The following is a 16729-nucleotide window of genomic DNA, read 5'->3' as shown; positions in this document are numbered from 1 at the left end:
ACTGGAGACCGGCTTCCGCCGGTATGACGTTTGTACTGCTTGCTCGCTGAATCAATAGTTGTGGTAGTTCAGAATTAATCTGACAGGTGGGTCTGCGCTGTAATTTCACCCTCCATTAAATGGTTACACCGTTCGGAATGAATCTTGGGTTCATGCGATCATAGGCAAAGGAACGTCTGCTGTTTCTCTGGTCGATTTCCTCTTCTATTTCTTTCAGCCTGTCCCCAAACCGCTCTATCACCTCGTGTGCTTCAGAATCGAATGGCTGTAAGTTGTACTGACCGATCGAGCTGACACGAAAATTCGTCAGGAAATAGGTCCAGGTTTGCGAATAAGCAGCTCGAAATGCCGGCTGAATCTTCAATAATCCAACTGCATCAATTTCAGCATTTTTTCCAGCCGGAGGCGGTGCATAAGCCGAATGCGGCATATTGGGAACGAATCCCGGATATTTGTATTGGTTGAAGTGAATGCAGGAATGAAAAGCAGTACATAGGAAAATGATATGACCGAGAGTCTCGCTCAGCTCTTGCCTGGATCCGAATCTGGCCGGAAACCCGGGAATCCTGCCGCGATCCCGCGCACTGATATCATGTGCCCATGCCTGAATTTCATAGTCGTCAGTAACATCTGCTTCAGATTTGTAATATAAATCGACATATTCCTTGCAAAAGCCTTGAATCGTATTCCACAGCAAAATGCCGTCATCGCGATAGGGATAAAAAAGATCAGGATTATCGACTTCCCGCTTCGCAATATCATCAGGGAAGGCGGATTCTTTAAAATTAAAGCTCGTCATGCCATTGGCCATGCACTGAGTCATCGAGTCATAGTCTCCGGCAAATAACTCACCATACCGGCCCGGCCGTCCTTTCCGGTCTTTCAGGAAAGTGTGCTGGTGATTGACATTGAGCGTGTGTTGAAGATGCGGATTTAATAGAACATAAAGCGGATGAGATTTATAAAGCTGTCTTCGTGAAGCCATGATAATGGCTTCCATCACATAATGAATACGGGTCGCATGGGTATACAGGATGTGATGGTTGCCATCTGCGACCTGGGCGAACATTTTCGCTGTCAGCCAGAGATTGCCGTCTTTTGACGTATAGATTGGATTATCGGGCCTGGCATCCTGGTATAGCTGGATGGCAATCGGCCGCAGCATGCCATCCGATTGCAGGAACAACACGACGATCGGAGTCGTGACATATTGTTTTTTCCCGCCATCGATATACCCCGGGTTTGACTGCAATACATCCAGGACTGCATAGTCCAGGACGTATAGGCGCTTTTGCTCGGTGGCAGTCGCATAGTCGATCTCATCAACCTGCTCTTCAAAAATTTGTCGTATCTCAGGTTCCGGCAGCTTTTCCGGCAGAGGATTCTGATGGGTTACAGCGCGCAACATTACAGGATTTACTCCAATGACGCGTTGCAGGCCAAATACCAGGTCTTGCTGGAAGCTATCGACGAGATCGGGGTTTGGAGGACTTGCCGGAAAAAAAACATAATCCCGATAACTTTCCATCGGCTTGCCGAGCAGGTAGCGCAAAAAGGTAACCGATAGGCTGGGTAAACTTGGAATCAACCGTAAAAGGTTCATCCCCCCACGGAGCCAGTATCCAATACCGGGTATCTCCCGCCATGGCAGTTTACGCACGACTGCAATAGTATCGACATACTCATAGGCATATTGATATTCAGCCTGCCTCTGAAGAAGATAATTCTTCCGATCTTCTTTACCTGTATTTTCTTCGTTCTGCGGTAGCTTGTTCGACACGAGGCACTCCTTTATAAAAATAAGGTTCTCGCCTGGTTTCCATAGCTTTTCTATGTGCCCTATCTTTCACTGATCACTGCACAGATGTATTGAAGCTTGCAACGACCGTATCGCTATTCCTTACATTACGTTTGACGATATCCGCGAGTGAACTTGTTTCTTCAATAACGGATTGTCCAACCCTTGAAAAGGTCTTTTCATTGTGTACATAGATCGATACAAGTGGGTTTGTCAGCGCATGGGTAAACGCATCGTACCCCACCATCCGTACCATCAGGCGCCCAAGACTGAAGCCTTCATCATGATCTTCGGCAAATATGCCAACCTGCCACTCCAGATCGTCGATCCGGTCTTTATAAAGGTCCTTCAGTTCCCGCTGTAGTTCGCTGTCCTCCGTCAATTCCTCGAAACTCCGCAAACGGGGCATGCTGAACGCCTCGCGATAGTCGTTGAAGGGACGGAGCCTGGCCTGACGTCCCATTGCGATGGAACGCTCCATGACGCTTCGATTATCGTCACCAACGGGCAGCGGATAGAAAAAGTAATCGTGTGTATTGTGAAGACCAATACGGCCTGCTCTTTGCATCGATGCAGCCGTTATCAGTTTTCCGATGCCATGTTGAATTGCCAGCGGGGTGTTGTTACGAAACTTATCCAGCGGGTATGACTTGTTACCGACCCTGTAATTTTCGGGGACCATGGAATGCCACCGGTACAGGAGGTTGAATTCCAGGGAGATCCAGTTGGTGCGGTACCAGCGCTGCTTTTCCGCCAGATCAGGGGAGGGGTCGAGGGTAAAACCAAACTGCGTAAAACGCGAGACGTAATCCGCCAGAACCACTTTGATCAGCAGCACAACCATGATGTTTCTTGCCGTCTGAAACAGGCGTTCATCATCCCATGTTGGGTAAGCTTCTTTTAGCAGGTCGCAAATCCGGTTGTGTTCACGCAACATCAATGTATTCATTATGGTATAGCCAACCGACGAGTTGCCGTGCTCCAGCCCCGCGGCAAACATGCGTTTCAACCGTTCCTCGGGGATATTGCTAAAAACAAAATCCAGAACCTCGCGGGGGTGCAGCTTCTCGAATTCTTTATCTGCGAACACCCAGTGGCCCGTAGTCGTCTCTTCAACGTTAAAAAGGTAGGGAGGAAAAATTTCTCCATCGATAATCTGGTACTTCAGCTTCCCATCTTTTTTCAGCCGTAAATAATGCGTAATTTCTTCCCGCAAACCATAGAGCTGGCAAAGATCGATTTCATGGTTCGATGTATTTTTCCGGCGATCGCGAAAATCCGTCCTGAGGAAACTATCGGTAAACCACTGGGCAAAGAAAGCAAACAGTATGCTTGTATCGACTGAGGGTATTTCTTTGTTCTCTTTTCTTCGCCATAAATCAACGACTCTTTCCATATCCGGTAGATTCTGATCCCCTTCCACCTCCGGCAGATGCCTTCCGGTAAATGACTTATCCGTCAACGATTGCCAGGTCGTATAAGATGAAGCCAGCGAGAACGGCCGGGGCCGAGGGTTGGTGGAATAGGCTTGCCAATTGACAAAAGCGTCACTGATAAACCGCCGTAACCATGTTATCCGCGAAACAATTCTGACGAGCCAGGGAAATCTGTTCGCAATCCGAAACAGGATCGGGAAAAAAAATTCATACATAATCTCACACCCCTTCTTCGTGTAAGCGGCAAGTCATTGACGAATCCCATATTCTTGTTTTTCAGAACGGTGGGGTATGCACGGATAGAGATCGGCAAGCCAGCGATGCTGTCCACGGAGAGTGGGTGAATTGCTCATTTTTCGACTCTGTCAACGTGCATGCGCAAGGGCTGTTTTTCACCACCGGGCTGGAACAGGAAGTCCCGCAACCCGCACAAAAACATGCTTTGTCATGAATATCGTCAATTCACAATAGTTCATAAAAAAGGGAACGTCAAAACCGTTGATCTGTTGTAAAAACTTAAAAATAGCCTAATATCAGAATGCGAATGCAACGTTATCCTGGCTCATGACAAGAGGTCGCAATGTCCCCTTCCAACCAGCCCCCGGAAAGTCAGCCCACTGTCAAAGTTTTTGACCCGCTGGAGCTTGACCGCTCCGTGATTGCTATTCCTCTTCTGCGGCAGATGGAGGAGGAATTAAGAGGAATTGAAGCTTTTCGGGCTGCGCATCCGTTTCCCGAAAATGGAGAATTCAATACGCTGATCGAATACAACAGAGAATTCGATGGGAAGCCGGAGGAGATGCGGGAGTTGGTTGTCAAGATGGCCGAAGAGGCGGCAGCGAAGGCATTGGAAGCATCGAAAAAACGGGTCGAAGAGAGCAAGGAGATGGCCCCAGCGGGAACACGGGGCACGCCGGTGCGTGGCGGCTCGACAAGGAGCCGGGCTGATATTTACGGAAATCTTTTTTTGATGGAGCAACGGCGCCACAAGGATCTCGAGGAAGCGATCGCGGCTCAGAAAATCGGGCCGGTCTCGGAGGATGGCGCCTATAGCTTTGCCAGCTTGCACGCAACCATAATACGGCGAATATCAGCCGCAAACGAACGGCTGTCACAGGTTGAGGAAGCTCCAAAGAAACCACCTATCCTTCGGATCCACCCTACACGTTACGAAGTTATCATCGATATCAATCTCGAATATCCGGGTGGGCGGGAAGAGGCCCGGCGCTGGATTTACCAGAATATCGAAGAGGCCAAGAACAAAGCGAAAGTGTACGACGCGGGCCAGGATGTTCATCTCAAGAAGGAACAGCGCGAAAGCGGCTACATGTTCGCCTGCCTGGAAGCCCGTACCATCAAGGCGCTCATCGAGCTCGATGTTGCCCAGGCAAAGGTGAAGGCTCGCGAGGCTCAGGAAAAAGTACGGGGTACGAGCCATGAAGCGAAGGCTCGTGCAGCAAAAATCAACTCGGGCAAATTTCGCGCTATCTTCCGTATATGGCCGGATTTCGAGATTTCTGCCTCCATCACCCACTCCATCGCCACGATAAAAGCGGATGCGGCGCAAAATTCTTTTTCCGCGCGGGGCGCCGGAATCACCTGGGCGGTGATGGATTCAGGAATAAAGCAGGATCATGAGCACTTTCGCAAGCACAACAACGTCGATAAAGATTCCACATGGCATAAAGACTTTACGGCTGACGGCAGCGGCCCGTTCGACGATGAGAACGGACATGGGACGCATGTGGCAGGCATCATTGCCGGCGAGTGGCGTCCGGCTGGTGCACCAGGAGGAGGAACAGAAGGGACTGCGTCAGCGGATGCTTCCCCTCCGGCGGGCGATTCCGCGGCACCCTCCCGAATTCCTGTAGCGGTTTCCCGCTATCTGAAAACGGGTTCCGAAGATGTCGAATACCAGCAGATAAAACTCGTGGACGGCATCAGCGGAATGGCGCCGCGCTGCAAGCTGATAAGCCTGCGGGTACTGGACGAAAACGGAAAAGGGAGCGTGAGCAATCTCATCGCGGCCATCGCCCACGTGCAGGAGATCAACGGTTACGGCCGAAAGCTTCTGATCCACGGGGTCAACATGAGCCTGGGATATACCTTCGAGCCCGAATGGTTCGCCTGCGGCCAGAGTCCACTCTGCGTCGAGGTTGACCGGTTGGTAAAAACCGGGGTCGTGGTCGTCGTCGCCGCGGGCAATACAGGTTACGGCACGTTGAAGGCCGCCACAGGTGCGCTCTCGGCAGGAATGGCGCTGACCATCAATGATCCCGGCAATGCGGAACTTGCTATTACAGTGGGTTCGACCCATCGCGACATGCCGCACGTTTACGGGGTTTCCTACTTTTCCTCGAAAGGGCCGACGGGCGACGGCCGCCTCAAGCCGGACCTCGTCGCGCCCGGCGAAAAAATCATCTCATGTGCCACGGGCCATTTAAAAAGTGAGGGCGCGCAGACCATCGAGTGCGACTACGTCGAAACCAGCGGCACGAGTATGGCGGCTCCCCATGTCAGCGGCGCAATCGCCGCGTTTCTCTCGGTGCGAACCGAGTTCATCGGCAAGGCAGAACGTGTTAAAGAGATTTTCGTTGATACGGCTACTGACCTGCGGCGCGACCGCTACTTCCAGGGCACTGGCCTCATTGACCTGATGCGCGCTATTCAGTCGGTGTGATTTTGAAAGTATAAGAAGAGAAAAAAGGAGCATGGCAATGGATGAAATCGCGGGAATTCCTTACGTGGAAGCAAGCTTCGACAAGAACGGGCAGGGTCCTGAAAAGGGAGTTGTTCTGCCTGCCGGTGTGACTGACCTTATCATCATGTCGCACGGATGGAACAACAACAAGTCCAAGGCAGAAGATCTATATAACAGCTTTTTTGCAAGTTTTGCCGCCACCGCACAACCAAATGATTTGTCCGGGCGAAAGCCTGTCATTCTGGGGGTATTCTGGCCATCCAGGGAATATGATACATCTGTTGCCGTTTCGGGTACTCCTGCCACTGGGGGAGGTGGCGCCGCCCTTGGGGGTGGAAATGGCGACGCCATCAAGCGGCTGGAAGAGAAACTGGATGACATGAAAGAAATTTTCACCGATCCGGAGCACAAGAAACTTCTTGATGAGGCGAAAGCATTGCTTCCGGACCTCGAGGAAAAAGCGTCAGTCCGGGATGAATTTGTGAAAAAAATGCGCTCCCTGCTCGATCCGAGTGCCGCGGGCAAGGAGGATGCGTCCAATATCTTCTTCAAGGATGACGGCAACGAATTGATGAAAAACCTGAAGGCCGAGGAAGAGGATCTGGGCGAGGATGTTGCGGGAGGCGGGGCAGCGTTGCCGCTCGGTGTGAGCGCTCCCGCGCCGGCAGAAGGCGGAGCGGCGGGACTGGTAGAGATTCTTTCCGGATTCAAGGCAGCTGCCATAAATCTGCTCAACTATACCACCTACTATGAGATGAAGACGCGATCGGGAGCCGTTGGCAAGAACGGGGTTGCCCCGTTGATCGATAAACTTGCCTCGCAGATTGAACGCATCCATCTGATCGGGCACAGCTTCGGCTGCCGCGTTGTTACCTCCGCGGCACTGAACTCGAAAACCGACAAGATAAAAAGCATGGCACTCCTCCAGGCGGCTTTCTCCCAGAACGGGTTTTCAAGGATTGAACAGGGATTTTACCGTGGGGTCGTGGATAATCATCGAGTCAAGGGTCCAGTCCTTATCACGCATACGCCCAATGATAGAGCGGTAGGTTTGGCATATCCGCTTGCATCTCGCATCAGCGGCGATAAAACCATGGCGTTTGGTGATAAGGATGACTTGTTTGGAGCGATGGGTCGTAACGGAGCACAGAAAATGGAGCAGGGCGAAGCCATCGAAGGCAAGTTGCTTCCCGTAGGCGGTGCCTATACTTTCAAGGCCGACACCTGTTTCAATCTGGAAGCCAGCGATTTCATCAAGGACCACAAGGATGTAAAAGGGAAGGAAGTTGGCTATATGGTGCGCAGAGCCGTCGCAACCGCATAAATCGGCTAATCGCCAGGCAGAGAAACATATCCTGAGGACCGCTCCTTGTATGCTTCGACAAGCTTGTCCTGAGCCTGCCGATAGACTCAGTGCGAACGGAGGTTCGCTGCGTGATCCTGTCGAAAAAAACCGACAGAATAGAAAACTTTTGTCCCCGCCGAGCATCTAAGATTTGGGTTTTTCGGGACTTCCTGCGGTTCGTCTCGATTGACGACAAAGCCCTCGTCATCATTGATAGCCTTTTCTCTTTACCATCAGCCGTTTTGCTCAGGTGGAACAGCGCCTGGTCCAACCTGCTGAAAATACGTTTCGGGCTATAGGCTATAATCTGATGACCGATATGCACTGAGATCTGGCCTCGCCCAGTCTCATGTCTTTCCGCTTGCCCCTAGAATCATTTCATGAATGTTTTTTACGAAGAGGAAGGCACCTTCAAGGTAGGTGCGGTTCTTGCCGATAACACGACTTCGCTGCAGGTGGAGGCGCCTCACGGCAAGCGCGCAAAAATAAAGGCAGCCTCTGTGCTGCTGCGGTTTAACGCGTCCTCATTGACTGAATTCATGGATGTCGCGCAAAAAACGGCGGAAGACCTTGACCCGAATTTTCTCTGGGAATGCTGCGAGAGTGAGGCCGAATTTTCCAGCGACGCGCTTGCCGCAGATTATTTCGGCGATCGGGTGACGGCGGAAGAAGCGGCCGCGGTATTGATCCGGCTGCACAGCGCCCCGATGTATTTTTACAAGAAAGGGCGGGGCCGCTACAAGGCTGCGCCGCCGAAAGCGCTGGAGGCGGCGCTTGCCAGCCAGGAGAAAAAGCGCCGCCAGGCGGAACAGCAGGCTCGTTATATGCAATCGCTGAGCGAGTTTATCCTCCCGGAAGAATTCAAGCCGTCACTGTTCAATCTGCTCTATCGTCCGGAAAAAAATTCGGTCGAGTGGAAAGCGCTGGATGCCGTCTGTGCCGCAACGAAACTGAGTGTTTCCCAGTTGCTGCAAAAATGCGGCGCGATTCCTTCCACACATGACTACCATCTCAACCGTTTCCTGCTGGAGCATTTTCCCGAGGGTACGGGCTTCGGAGAACTGGACGCAGATCAGTTGGCGGTGCTGCCCGATCTGCCGGTAGCCGATGTGGCCGCTTTCAGCATCGATGATGTCACCACCACTGAAATTGACGATGCCTTTTCCGTTACACCGCTAACGCTGGGAAGTTTCCGCATCGGCATTCACATTGCCGTACCCACGCTGGGCATTGCGCCAGGTTCGCCCCTGGACAGAGTGGCGGAACAGCGGGCCTCAACCGTGTATATTCCGGGCAATAAGATCACCATGTTGCCGGAACCGGTGATACAGCAGTACACATTGAACGAAAAACAATTGCGTCCCGCTGTCTCGATGTATCTGGACGTGGCCGATGATTTCACGGTGACCGCCACCAGCACGCGCATCGAGCAAGTAAAGGTTGCGGCCAACCTCCGACACGACACATTGGAGGAGCAATTCAATGAATCTACCCTGGCTGGAGGAAACATCGATCATCCCTTCGGCAGGGAACTGGGTGCACTATGGAATTTTGCCTGCAAGATGGAAACACTCCGGGGCAAGACCAACGACAGCAATAACGAACGCATCGATTACAGCTTCAATCTTCATGGCGACCATATCATGATTACTGAGCGCCGCCGCGGCTCGCCCATGGATAAGGTAGTGGCTGAGCTGATGATTTACGTGAACGCCGAATGGGGCCGGCTGCTTGCGGATAGCGGAGTCACCGGCATCTATCGCAGTCAGGGCAATGGCAAGGTCAGGATGAGCACGTCACCGGCGCCGCACCAGGGTCTCGGTGTTTCCCAGTACGCCTGGATCAGTTCGCCCATGCGCCGCTACGTGGATTTCATCAATCAGCGGCAACTGGTTGCGTTGTTGCGTGGAGAAGAGCCTTCTTATACGAGGGAGAGCGAGAGCCTGCACATATTCATGCGGAATTTCGAGTCCACTTATGAAGTGTACGGCGATTTTCAACGCTCGATGGAACGCTACTGGTGTCTGCGCTGGTTATTGCAGGAAAATGTCGTGACAACAGGCGCCCAGGTGCTGAAGGAAAACCTGGTGAAGTTCGATCGCCTGCCGCTTGTGGCGCGTGTTGCATCGTTGCCGGAGCTGCCGCCGGAAACGGCTGTCGAGGTTGAAATCTCGAATATCGATCTGCTGGAACTTACCTTCAGCATAAAATTCCTGAGAAAACTGCAAGCTTGAGATATATCCTGTAACATAGCAGGCCGTTACGGTTTACGGCCTTTCAGCCTCACTATTCTTCGGTCTTCGGCAGATTTGAGCGCCAATCCGACAATACCGACCTTAAACGAGTTTAATCCGGCCGGGGGTTACAGCTCGCCGCTGAATGGAGTATCGCGCCTGAAAACTGCGATACTGGTCTCGGTTATTCTCCATGTCGTGGTTCTGTCCGGCGTTACTTTCAAGTTTCCTCTTTCGCAAATCCGTGCAGTGAACGCGCCGCTGGAAGTGATGCTGGTGAACAGGGAGCCCGCTCCCCATCCGGACAAGGCGGACAAGGTGGACAGGAAAGAAGCGTTGCCGCGCGTGGCGCGCGACACTCCAGCTGTAAAAGGCAACGCCAACCGTCATCCAACCCAACCCATTCCTCCCTTGCCGAAGCAGGAGGAGGCAACGAATATTCCCCTGAATACAATTGCCGGTTCCGCTCCTGCTGTTCCAGGAGGGGAACTGGCGCCTCGTGAACCCGAGACACAGCCTTTGATGACAGCTGATAACGGTAGCGACCAGAGCGTTTATCCAACTGATCTCTTCGCTGCCCCCGCACCGCCGCAGACCCAGCAAAACGAGAGCGGCATCTTCGATACTGCAGACCTCGTTCAACGAGGACTGGCGCTCGCGCGTGTGGCAGCCCGCAACGACGGGGGTTTCGAAACCAATCAAAAGCCACTGAAACGAAAGTTTATCGGAAGCCGTACCCGGGACTATCGTTTTGCTCGTTATGCCGAAGACTGGCGCCTCAAGGTGGAGCGAATCGGGAACCTCAATTACCCCGAGGCGGCAAAACGTGAACAGCTGTATGGTAGCTTGCAGCTTACCGTTGGCATCCGTTCCGATGGCAGTCTGGAGTCGGTCGAAATAAACCGCTCTTCCGGAAAGAAAATTCTGGATCAGGCAGCCGTCCGTATCGTGAAGCTGGCGGGGCAAAACGGCTTCGCTCCTTTTCCTCCGGAGCTTAGCCGGGATACTGATATTCTGCATATTACCCGCTCCTGGGTATTCACCAGCGCCGATGAGTTGACAAGTGAGTGATCATGCGGGCGTACCGATTTGCCCGCAGGTATTGCTCACAATCGCATGTCTCCCTGTTTCCTCCTCCCGGTCGGCTCCAGTCGGAGTCTGATTCCATGACTTACACCGGGAGTGACCATGAGTGATCTTTATGCCGTCATCGGTAATCCTGTTGCTCATAGCAAGTCGCCCCTGATTCATGCCCGGTTTGCCCGTCAAACCGGGCAGGATATCCATTATGAAGCGATACTTGCGCCATTGGATGGATTCGTGGAAACGGTAGTTGCCTTCAGGCAGCGTGGTGGCAAAGGAGCGAATGTAACCGTACCATTCAAGCTGGAAGCGTGCGCGCTATCAAGCCGGCTCACGAAGCGGGCGAAGGCGGCTGGGGCAGTGAACACGCTTGTGTTCGAGGCGGATGACATCCTGGGAGATAATACGGACGGTGCGGGGTTGGTGCGGGACATCGTCGTCAATCTCGGATATCCGCTCGGTGGGCAGCGGGTCTTGCTCATGGGCGCGGGTGGGGCAGCGCGCGGTGTAATCAGACCCGTGCTCGAGCACGAGCCTGCGGTGCTTACAATTGCCAATCGCACCCGGCAAAAAGCAGATGACTTGCAGCAGTTGTTTGCGTCCTCGGGGAACGTTGTCTCCACAGCGTACGGGGATCTCCGCGGGCAGGAATTCGACCTTGTCATCAATGCCACCTCCGCCAGCCTGCACGGCGACCTGCCGCCTCAGCCCAAAGGTATTTTTGCTGCCGCTTCGCTGGCCTACGATATGATGTACGGCAAGGGGCACACTCCTTTTCTGCAATTCGCGCAGCAGCAGGGGGCAGCACGGCTGGCCGATGGAATCGGCATGCTGGTGGAGCAGGCGGCCGAATCCTTCTTTCTCTGGCGCGGGACAAGGCCGGAAACGGAACCGGTCATTGAAATGTTAAGGTCAAGCCTCGGCAGTCCGTAGATAGGCGGAGCAGCGATAGCGTCATCCACCGGTGAGGGTGGCGCAACTGCGCAACCTGGAAACAACAGTGGGAATAATAAGAATGTTTTTCAAGCGCTGGTTCTGGCGGATATTCCTGTTTTTTATTACCGCCATATTTACCTATCAATTGTGGATTTTCAGCAAGGTTGTCTACTGGAACTATTTCAATCCTTCTTCCAGCGCTTTCATGCAAACCCGGCTGGAAACACTGCGGGAAAAAAATACGAAGGCTGCACTGCGTACCCGCTGGATTCCTTACGAACAGATTTCTCCACATCTCAAGCGTGCAATCATTGCAGCCGAGGACGCAAAATTTCTGGAGCATGAAGGATTCGATTTCGACGCTATCCAGAAAGCGTACGAGAAAAACCTGAAAAAGGGCAGGTTGATCATGGGGGGCTCCACCATCAGTCAGCAACTGGCAAAAAACCTGTTTCTTTCCGGTGACAAGACCCCATGGCGCAAACTCCAGGAAGCGTTCATTACGCTGATGCTCGAAAAGGTGATGTCCAAACGCCGTATCCTGGAGATTTACCTGAATGTGATCGAATGGGGCAATGTGGTGTTCGGGGCCGAGGCTGCGGCTCGCCATTACTACGGTATTTCCGCTTCTTCTGTTTCAAGGGAGCAGGCAGCCCGGCTCGCTGCCATGGTTCCCAGTCCCCGGTTCTACGACGAAAATCGCAATACGGCCTGGCTGTCGAAGAAAACGCGCATGATTCTGCGCCGCATGGCGTCGGCTTCCATTCCCTGAGATAAAATAGCAGAGGTCGAGGTGGCCGATGGGCTCTGCTTTTCGGGCAGAGCCTCGGGTTGTGGGAGAAGTTCCATCCCGTTGACTGCCGGCGCTGGTTGCTGACTGCCGATTGGCTTCTCCGTGCTTTTATGGCCGGGTTTGCGTCTTCGCTCGCCTTGTCATAATATTCGACGTTTTTTTCCCTACAATCAGGTAAAACCTGTTCCAGGAATCTCCCTAATGGCAAATAACCTCAGGGAAACAGAAAACCTGCAAGAACATCTGCAGCGGGTGATCCAGCTACTGTACGAGCACAAGCTCGCGGAAGGGCTACTGCCCCCGCAGCCTATGCCCGAGCAGGCGCTCATGGATGGGCTGCTGCACGGGCAAAGCCTGGCTGAGTTGCAAAAGTTCCTTGACGAGCTTCATCCCGCTGACGTCGCCCACATCCTCGAGGTGATGCCGCTCGAAGACCGCTTGTTGATCTGGGACTTGGTCAAGGCGGAGCGTGACGGCGAAATCCTGCTGGAGGTGTCGGACGCCGTCCGTGAAACCCTGATCGCCTCGATGGAACGCGGCGAGATGCGTGCTGCTGCAGAGCAGCTCGATGCCGATGAAATTGCGGACATCGCGCCTGATCTTCCCCGCGACGTTCTCGAAGATGTGTTCCAGTCGCTTCCCATGGAAGAGCGAGAGAAGCTGCGGGCGGCCATGTCCTATCCGGAAGACGCGGTGGGCGCGCTCATGGATTTCGATGTGGTCACCATTCGTGAGGATGTAACGCTGGAAGTAGTGCTTCGCTACCTGCGCCGCCTGAACGAATTGCCGGATCAGACCGATCTGTTGTTCGTGGTGGACCGGAACGAGTATTTCAAGGGCGTGCTGCCCTTGAATCGCCTGCTGGTAAGCGACCCGGCGGTGCTGGTAAGTTCGGTCATGAGCAAGGAAACCATCGTGTTCTATCCTGACGAAAGGGCGCAACAGGCAGCGCAGGCGTTCGAGCGCTACGACCTCGTTACCGCCGCGGTGGTGAATGCGGAAGGAAAACTGGTGGGGCGCGTCACGATCGATGCCGTGATGGATTTTATCCGGGAAGAATCAGCCAGCGAAGCCCTGAGCGTAGGCGGCTTGAGTCAGGAAGAAGACCTGTTCGCACCCATCTGGAAGAGTCTCAAGAACCGCTGGACCTGGCTTGCCATCAACCTCGTTACAGCGTTCGTCGCCTCGCGGGTGATCGGTCTGTTTGAAGATTCGATCGAAAAACTTGTTGCCCTGGCCGCGCTCATGCCGATCATTGCCGGAATAGGCGGCAACTCCGGCAATCAGACCATTACCATGATCGTGCGGGCGCTCGCTCTGGGGCAATTGAATGGCGGGAACGCCCGCACGCTGATCACCAAGGAAATCGGCGTGAGCGCCGTAAACGGCTTGGTGTGGGGCGCGGTGGTCGGCGGGTTTGCTTACATCATTTACCGCAGTTTTTCGCTCAGCCTGGTAATGATGATGGCAATGATGCTCAACCTGTTGCTGGCTGCGCTCATGGGCGTGCTCATACCGCTGACCCTGCACAGCCTGGGGCGCGACCCTGCCGCGGGCTCCAGCGTGATGATCACCGCCGTGACCGATAGCGGAGGTTTTTTTATCTTCCTCGGGCTTGCGACTCTTTTTCTGCTGTGACTCGCGTAATGGCTACGGGAGGATTCTCTCGCCCGCCATCAATTGCTCGATCGATTCCCGCTCGCGGATGAGATGGATACGGTCGCCGTCGATCATCACCTCGCCAGCGCGTGGGCGCGTATTGTAATTGGAGCTCATGCTCATGCCATAAGCGCCGGCGGACATCACAGCGAGCAGATCACCCTGAGCCAGCGCCAGATGGCGGTCATGTCCGAGAAAATCGCCGGTTTCACACACCGGGCCGACAACCTGATAGGTTTTTGCATCCATCTCGCTGCGCGCAACCACCGGAAGGATTTCATGGTAAGCCTTGTATAATGCCGGGCGCATCAGATCGTTCATGGCCGCATCGACAATGGCGAAATCGCGATGCGGCGTAGGCTTGAGATACTCGACGGCTGTAAGCAGTACACCCGCATTGCCCACCAGCGACCTTCCCGGTTCGATCAGGATTTTCTGCCTGCGACTGCCTACCACGCTGCGTAACGCCTCGACATATTCCCGTGCCGAGGGGGGATTTTCTCCGGCATAACGTATCCCCAGGCCGCCACCCAGATCGAGATGCTCGATCTCCAACCCTTGCGCCTCCAGCCGGTCGAGCAGCCCCAGCATCTTCTTGCAGGTTTCGATGAAAGGCGCCAGTTCCGTCAATTGCGAGCCGATATGGCAATCGAGACCAGCCACCTGTACATTGCCGAACTCCTGCGCAGAAGCATAAAGCGCCTCTGCCTCATCGAAAGGAATGCCGAACTTGTTTTCCTTGAGTCCGGTGGAAATATACGGATGCGTTTTCGCATCCACATCCGGATTCACCCGCAGGCTCACCGGCGCAACCTTGCCCATTTCCCCGGCCATGCGGTTCAGCACATGCAGCTCCGCTTCCGATTCCACGTTGAAGCACAGTATGTCCGCTTCGAGCGCCGCTTTCATTTCCGCAGGCTGCTTGCCCACACCCGAAAAAACGATTTTTTGCGGATCGCCCCCCGCCTTCAATACCCGCTGAAGCTCTCCCCCGGAGACGATGTCGAAGCCGCTCCCCAGGCGGGCCAGCAGGTTGAGAATGGCAAGATTGGAATTGGCCTTGACGGCATAACAGACCAGATGATTTCGTCCCGCAAAGGCATCGTCGAATTCCCGGTATGCTGTTGTCAGCGCTGCACGCGAATAGGCGTAGCAGGGCGTGCCGAATTCAAGGGCGACGCGCTCCAGTTGAACCGACTCTGCCCACAAACGCCCATTGTGGTAGCTGAACGAGGGGAAGCCGCTCACTTCTTTTTCTCTGTATCCGGGGATTTTTGTGGCTGCACAGGAGCAGGCTCCTGCGGGAGATAGAGGGGTCCCTTGAGGCCGCAGGCGTTGAGCAGCAGGGCGGTCAGGGCAAGAGCGGTGAGGGTGCGCATGGGTAAGGCGGACAGTAAATTTGACATCGTACCACAGCTCTCATTCAGCTCTTAGTTTTGAGCTCAGTGGCGATCGGTCATTTTCATATTGGCGAACGATGAAGCACGTCCGTTTGTAGAGCTCATCAAATATAATAATCTCCGGACTCGTAAGGGGATGTAGTTGAACGCTTCTTCACTCGTCGATATCCGATGTCATGACGAGAGAAAGCTTTGATCGAATTGAAAAAAAGCAAGAAACCTTTACGGTCTCAACGGTCTCTCCGAGCCACGTTGAAAAATATTAATGCTCATGGAAAATTAGCTCTATTTATGGGAGCTGGCATTTCTATGGGGTGCGGATTACCAAGCTGGGAAGAGCTTGTTCTGCGTGTCCTAAATAAGGTCTGGCGGCGAGACCCAGAGATGGTCGAGGTGTTAATGGCAGAACGTCGAGTATTGGCAATGCGATACGCAAAGCAAAAAGCTGGCATCCAATTCAATCGAATCATGCACGAGTGCCTCTATGCCGGAGACATTGCAATCTCACCGTGTATTAAAGCGATCGCTACGTCTGGCATTCGACAAATTTGTAACTTTAACTTCGATGATCTAGTTGAAGAAGCTTTCCTTACAATCGGAGTCGAACCTGCTGTTGCTACCCCGATTGAGAATTGTCAGCCCAAGCATAATGGAGTTACTGTCTTCCATCCGCATGGCATGCTCCCTCGTTTTGATCGAGACTTAGAACTTGATAACAGTAGGATAGTCTTCTCGGAAGATGACTATCATAACCTTTACTCCGACCCTTACTCATGGGCTAACATTGTTCAACTTTCACTGTTAACCAGCTTCTCTGTTTTATTCATCGGCCTCTCTATGCAAGATCCAAACTTGCGTAGACTAATTGATTTGTCTCGGAGCAAAGGTTTTCGCAATCAACACTTCGCCGTCTTTTGCGATCCGACGAAACACGTTCCAGTTTCAGAGCGTTCGCAGCAGTTGCGCATACGACAAATGATTGAACTTGATCTGAAGAGCTTGGGTGTAACCCCTTGGTTCATTGAAGATTACGAGCAAGTTACAGACATTCTTAAATCCATAGCTGTACCTTATGAAGCAAATTAGATGAGTAAGCTAATCCTTGGAAAGATTGGAAAAGGTAAGCTTAATGGGTTGGATATTAAGAATGAAGATTCCGCCGTTGTCTTCAAAAACCTTTGTAGTGATGAGGGCTTCGCGTCTTCCCTGTGTCGTAGAACAAGCTCACCCTTAAGCTGTGCGAAAGCAATGTCTCTGGCTGCGCGATAAGCTTTCTAACGATGCGCACCTTCCGTTGGGGGTTGCCGAACGAATCAAGGCGCGGGCTAATATAAAGTTTTTCCA

Annotated in this window: 12 protein-coding genes; 8 read left to right on the top strand and 4 right to left on the bottom strand. The window is 53.2% G+C overall.

Annotated elements, in window-relative coordinates:
* Positions 1–115 precede the first annotated feature (115 nt).
* Both AC52W5_RS11970 and AC52W5_RS11965 read right to left on the bottom strand, forming a co-directional pair.
* On the bottom strand, positions 116–1780 hold the full coding sequence (locus AC52W5_RS11970) for a lipoxygenase family protein (RefSeq protein WP_495671152.1): 1665 nt from the start codon (positions 1778–1780) through the stop codon (positions 116–118).
* Between the two features lie 73 nt (positions 1781–1853).
* The gene (locus AC52W5_RS11965; protein ID WP_495671151.1) at positions 1854–3260 is read right to left on the bottom strand and encodes a peroxidase family protein; all 1407 of its coding nucleotides are present in this window, start codon (positions 3258–3260) and stop codon (positions 1854–1856) included.
* Between the two features lie 554 nt (positions 3261–3814).
* On the opposite strand from AC52W5_RS11965, the gene AC52W5_RS11960 reads away from it, so the two are divergent.
* The 7 genes from AC52W5_RS11960 to mgtE all read left to right on the top strand — a co-directional run bounded on the left by AC52W5_RS11960 (position 3815) and on the right by mgtE (position 13964).
* Positions 3815–5914: a S8 family peptidase gene (locus tag AC52W5_RS11960; RefSeq protein WP_495671150.1), complete on the top strand. Its 2100-nt coding sequence runs from the start codon at positions 3815–3817 to the stop codon at positions 5912–5914.
* Positions 5915–5951: 37 nt separating this feature from the next.
* Positions 5952–7259: an alpha/beta fold hydrolase gene (locus AC52W5_RS11955; RefSeq protein ID WP_495671149.1), complete on the top strand. Its 1308-nt coding sequence runs from the start codon at positions 5952–5954 to the stop codon at positions 7257–7259.
* A gap of 401 nt (positions 7260–7660) precedes the next feature.
* Positions 7661–9514, top strand: coding sequence for a ribonuclease catalytic domain-containing protein (locus AC52W5_RS11950; protein ID WP_495671148.1), 1854 nt, complete (start codon positions 7661–7663; stop codon positions 9512–9514).
* Between the two features lie 75 nt (positions 9515–9589).
* A complete protein-coding gene (locus tag AC52W5_RS11945) occupies positions 9590–10585 on the top strand; it encodes an energy transducer TonB (protein WP_495671147.1) in 996 nt (331 codons plus the stop codon).
* 117 nt (positions 10586–10702) lie between these two features.
* Complete coding sequence (gene aroE / locus AC52W5_RS11940) at positions 10703–11530, top strand: shikimate dehydrogenase (protein WP_495671146.1); 828 nt, start codon at positions 10703–10705, stop codon at positions 11528–11530.
* A gap of 82 nt (positions 11531–11612) precedes the next feature.
* Positions 11613–12305, top strand: coding sequence for a monofunctional biosynthetic peptidoglycan transglycosylase (gene mtgA / locus AC52W5_RS11935; protein ID WP_074972347.1), 693 nt, complete (start codon positions 11613–11615; stop codon positions 12303–12305).
* Positions 12306–12527: 222 nt separating this feature from the next.
* Complete coding sequence (gene mgtE, locus AC52W5_RS11930) at positions 12528–13964, top strand: magnesium transporter (RefSeq protein ID WP_495671145.1); 1437 nt, start codon at positions 12528–12530, stop codon at positions 13962–13964.
* Between the two features lie 12 nt (positions 13965–13976).
* On the opposite strand, the gene lysA is transcribed toward mgtE, so the two are convergent.
* Both lysA and lptM read right to left on the bottom strand, forming a co-directional pair.
* Positions 13977–15233, bottom strand: a complete 1257-nt coding sequence (lysA, locus tag AC52W5_RS11925) for a diaminopimelate decarboxylase (RefSeq protein WP_495671144.1) — start codon at positions 15231–15233, stop codon at positions 13977–13979.
* Positions 15230–15391: an LPS translocon maturation chaperone LptM gene (gene lptM, locus AC52W5_RS11920; RefSeq protein ID WP_256210247.1), complete on the bottom strand. Its 162-nt coding sequence runs from the start codon at positions 15389–15391 to the stop codon at positions 15230–15232. The genes lysA and lptM overlap by 4 nt, the downstream gene beginning before the upstream one ends.
* Before the next feature lie 246 nt (positions 15392–15637).
* Here lptM and AC52W5_RS11915 point away from each other — a divergent pair, with 246 nt between their 5' ends.
* Positions 15638–16471 (top strand): SIR2 family protein, encoded by an 834-nt coding sequence (locus AC52W5_RS11915; RefSeq protein ID WP_495671143.1) that lies wholly within the window; start codon positions 15638–15640, stop codon positions 16469–16471.
* Positions 16472–16729 lie beyond the last annotated feature (258 nt).

The organism is Nitrosospira sp. CT (assembly GCF_059489795.1).
The sequence above is the reverse complement of the archived record's forward strand: the minus strand, read 5'-3'. Positions and strand labels throughout refer to the sequence as shown.

Coding starts and splice junctions, on each gene's coding strand:
- AC52W5_RS11960 (WP_495671150.1), top strand. CDS start 3,815: ATGTCCCCTTCCAACCAGCCCCCGGAAAGTCAGCCCACTGTCAAAGTT.
- AC52W5_RS11955 (WP_495671149.1), top strand. CDS start 5,952: ATGGATGAAATCGCGGGAATTCCTTACGTGGAAGCAAGCTTCGACAAG.
- AC52W5_RS11950 (WP_495671148.1), top strand. CDS start 7,661: ATGAATGTTTTTTACGAAGAGGAAGGCACCTTCAAGGTAGGTGCGGTT.
- aroE (WP_495671146.1), top strand. CDS start 10,703: ATGAGTGATCTTTATGCCGTCATCGGTAATCCTGTTGCTCATAGCAAG.
- mtgA (WP_074972347.1), top strand. CDS start 11,613: ATGTTTTTCAAGCGCTGGTTCTGGCGGATATTCCTGTTTTTTATTACC.
- mgtE (WP_495671145.1), top strand. CDS start 12,528: ATGGCAAATAACCTCAGGGAAACAGAAAACCTGCAAGAACATCTGCAG.
- lptM (WP_256210247.1), bottom strand. CDS start 15,391: ATGTCAAATTTACTGTCCGCCTTACCCATGCGCACCCTCACCGCTCTT.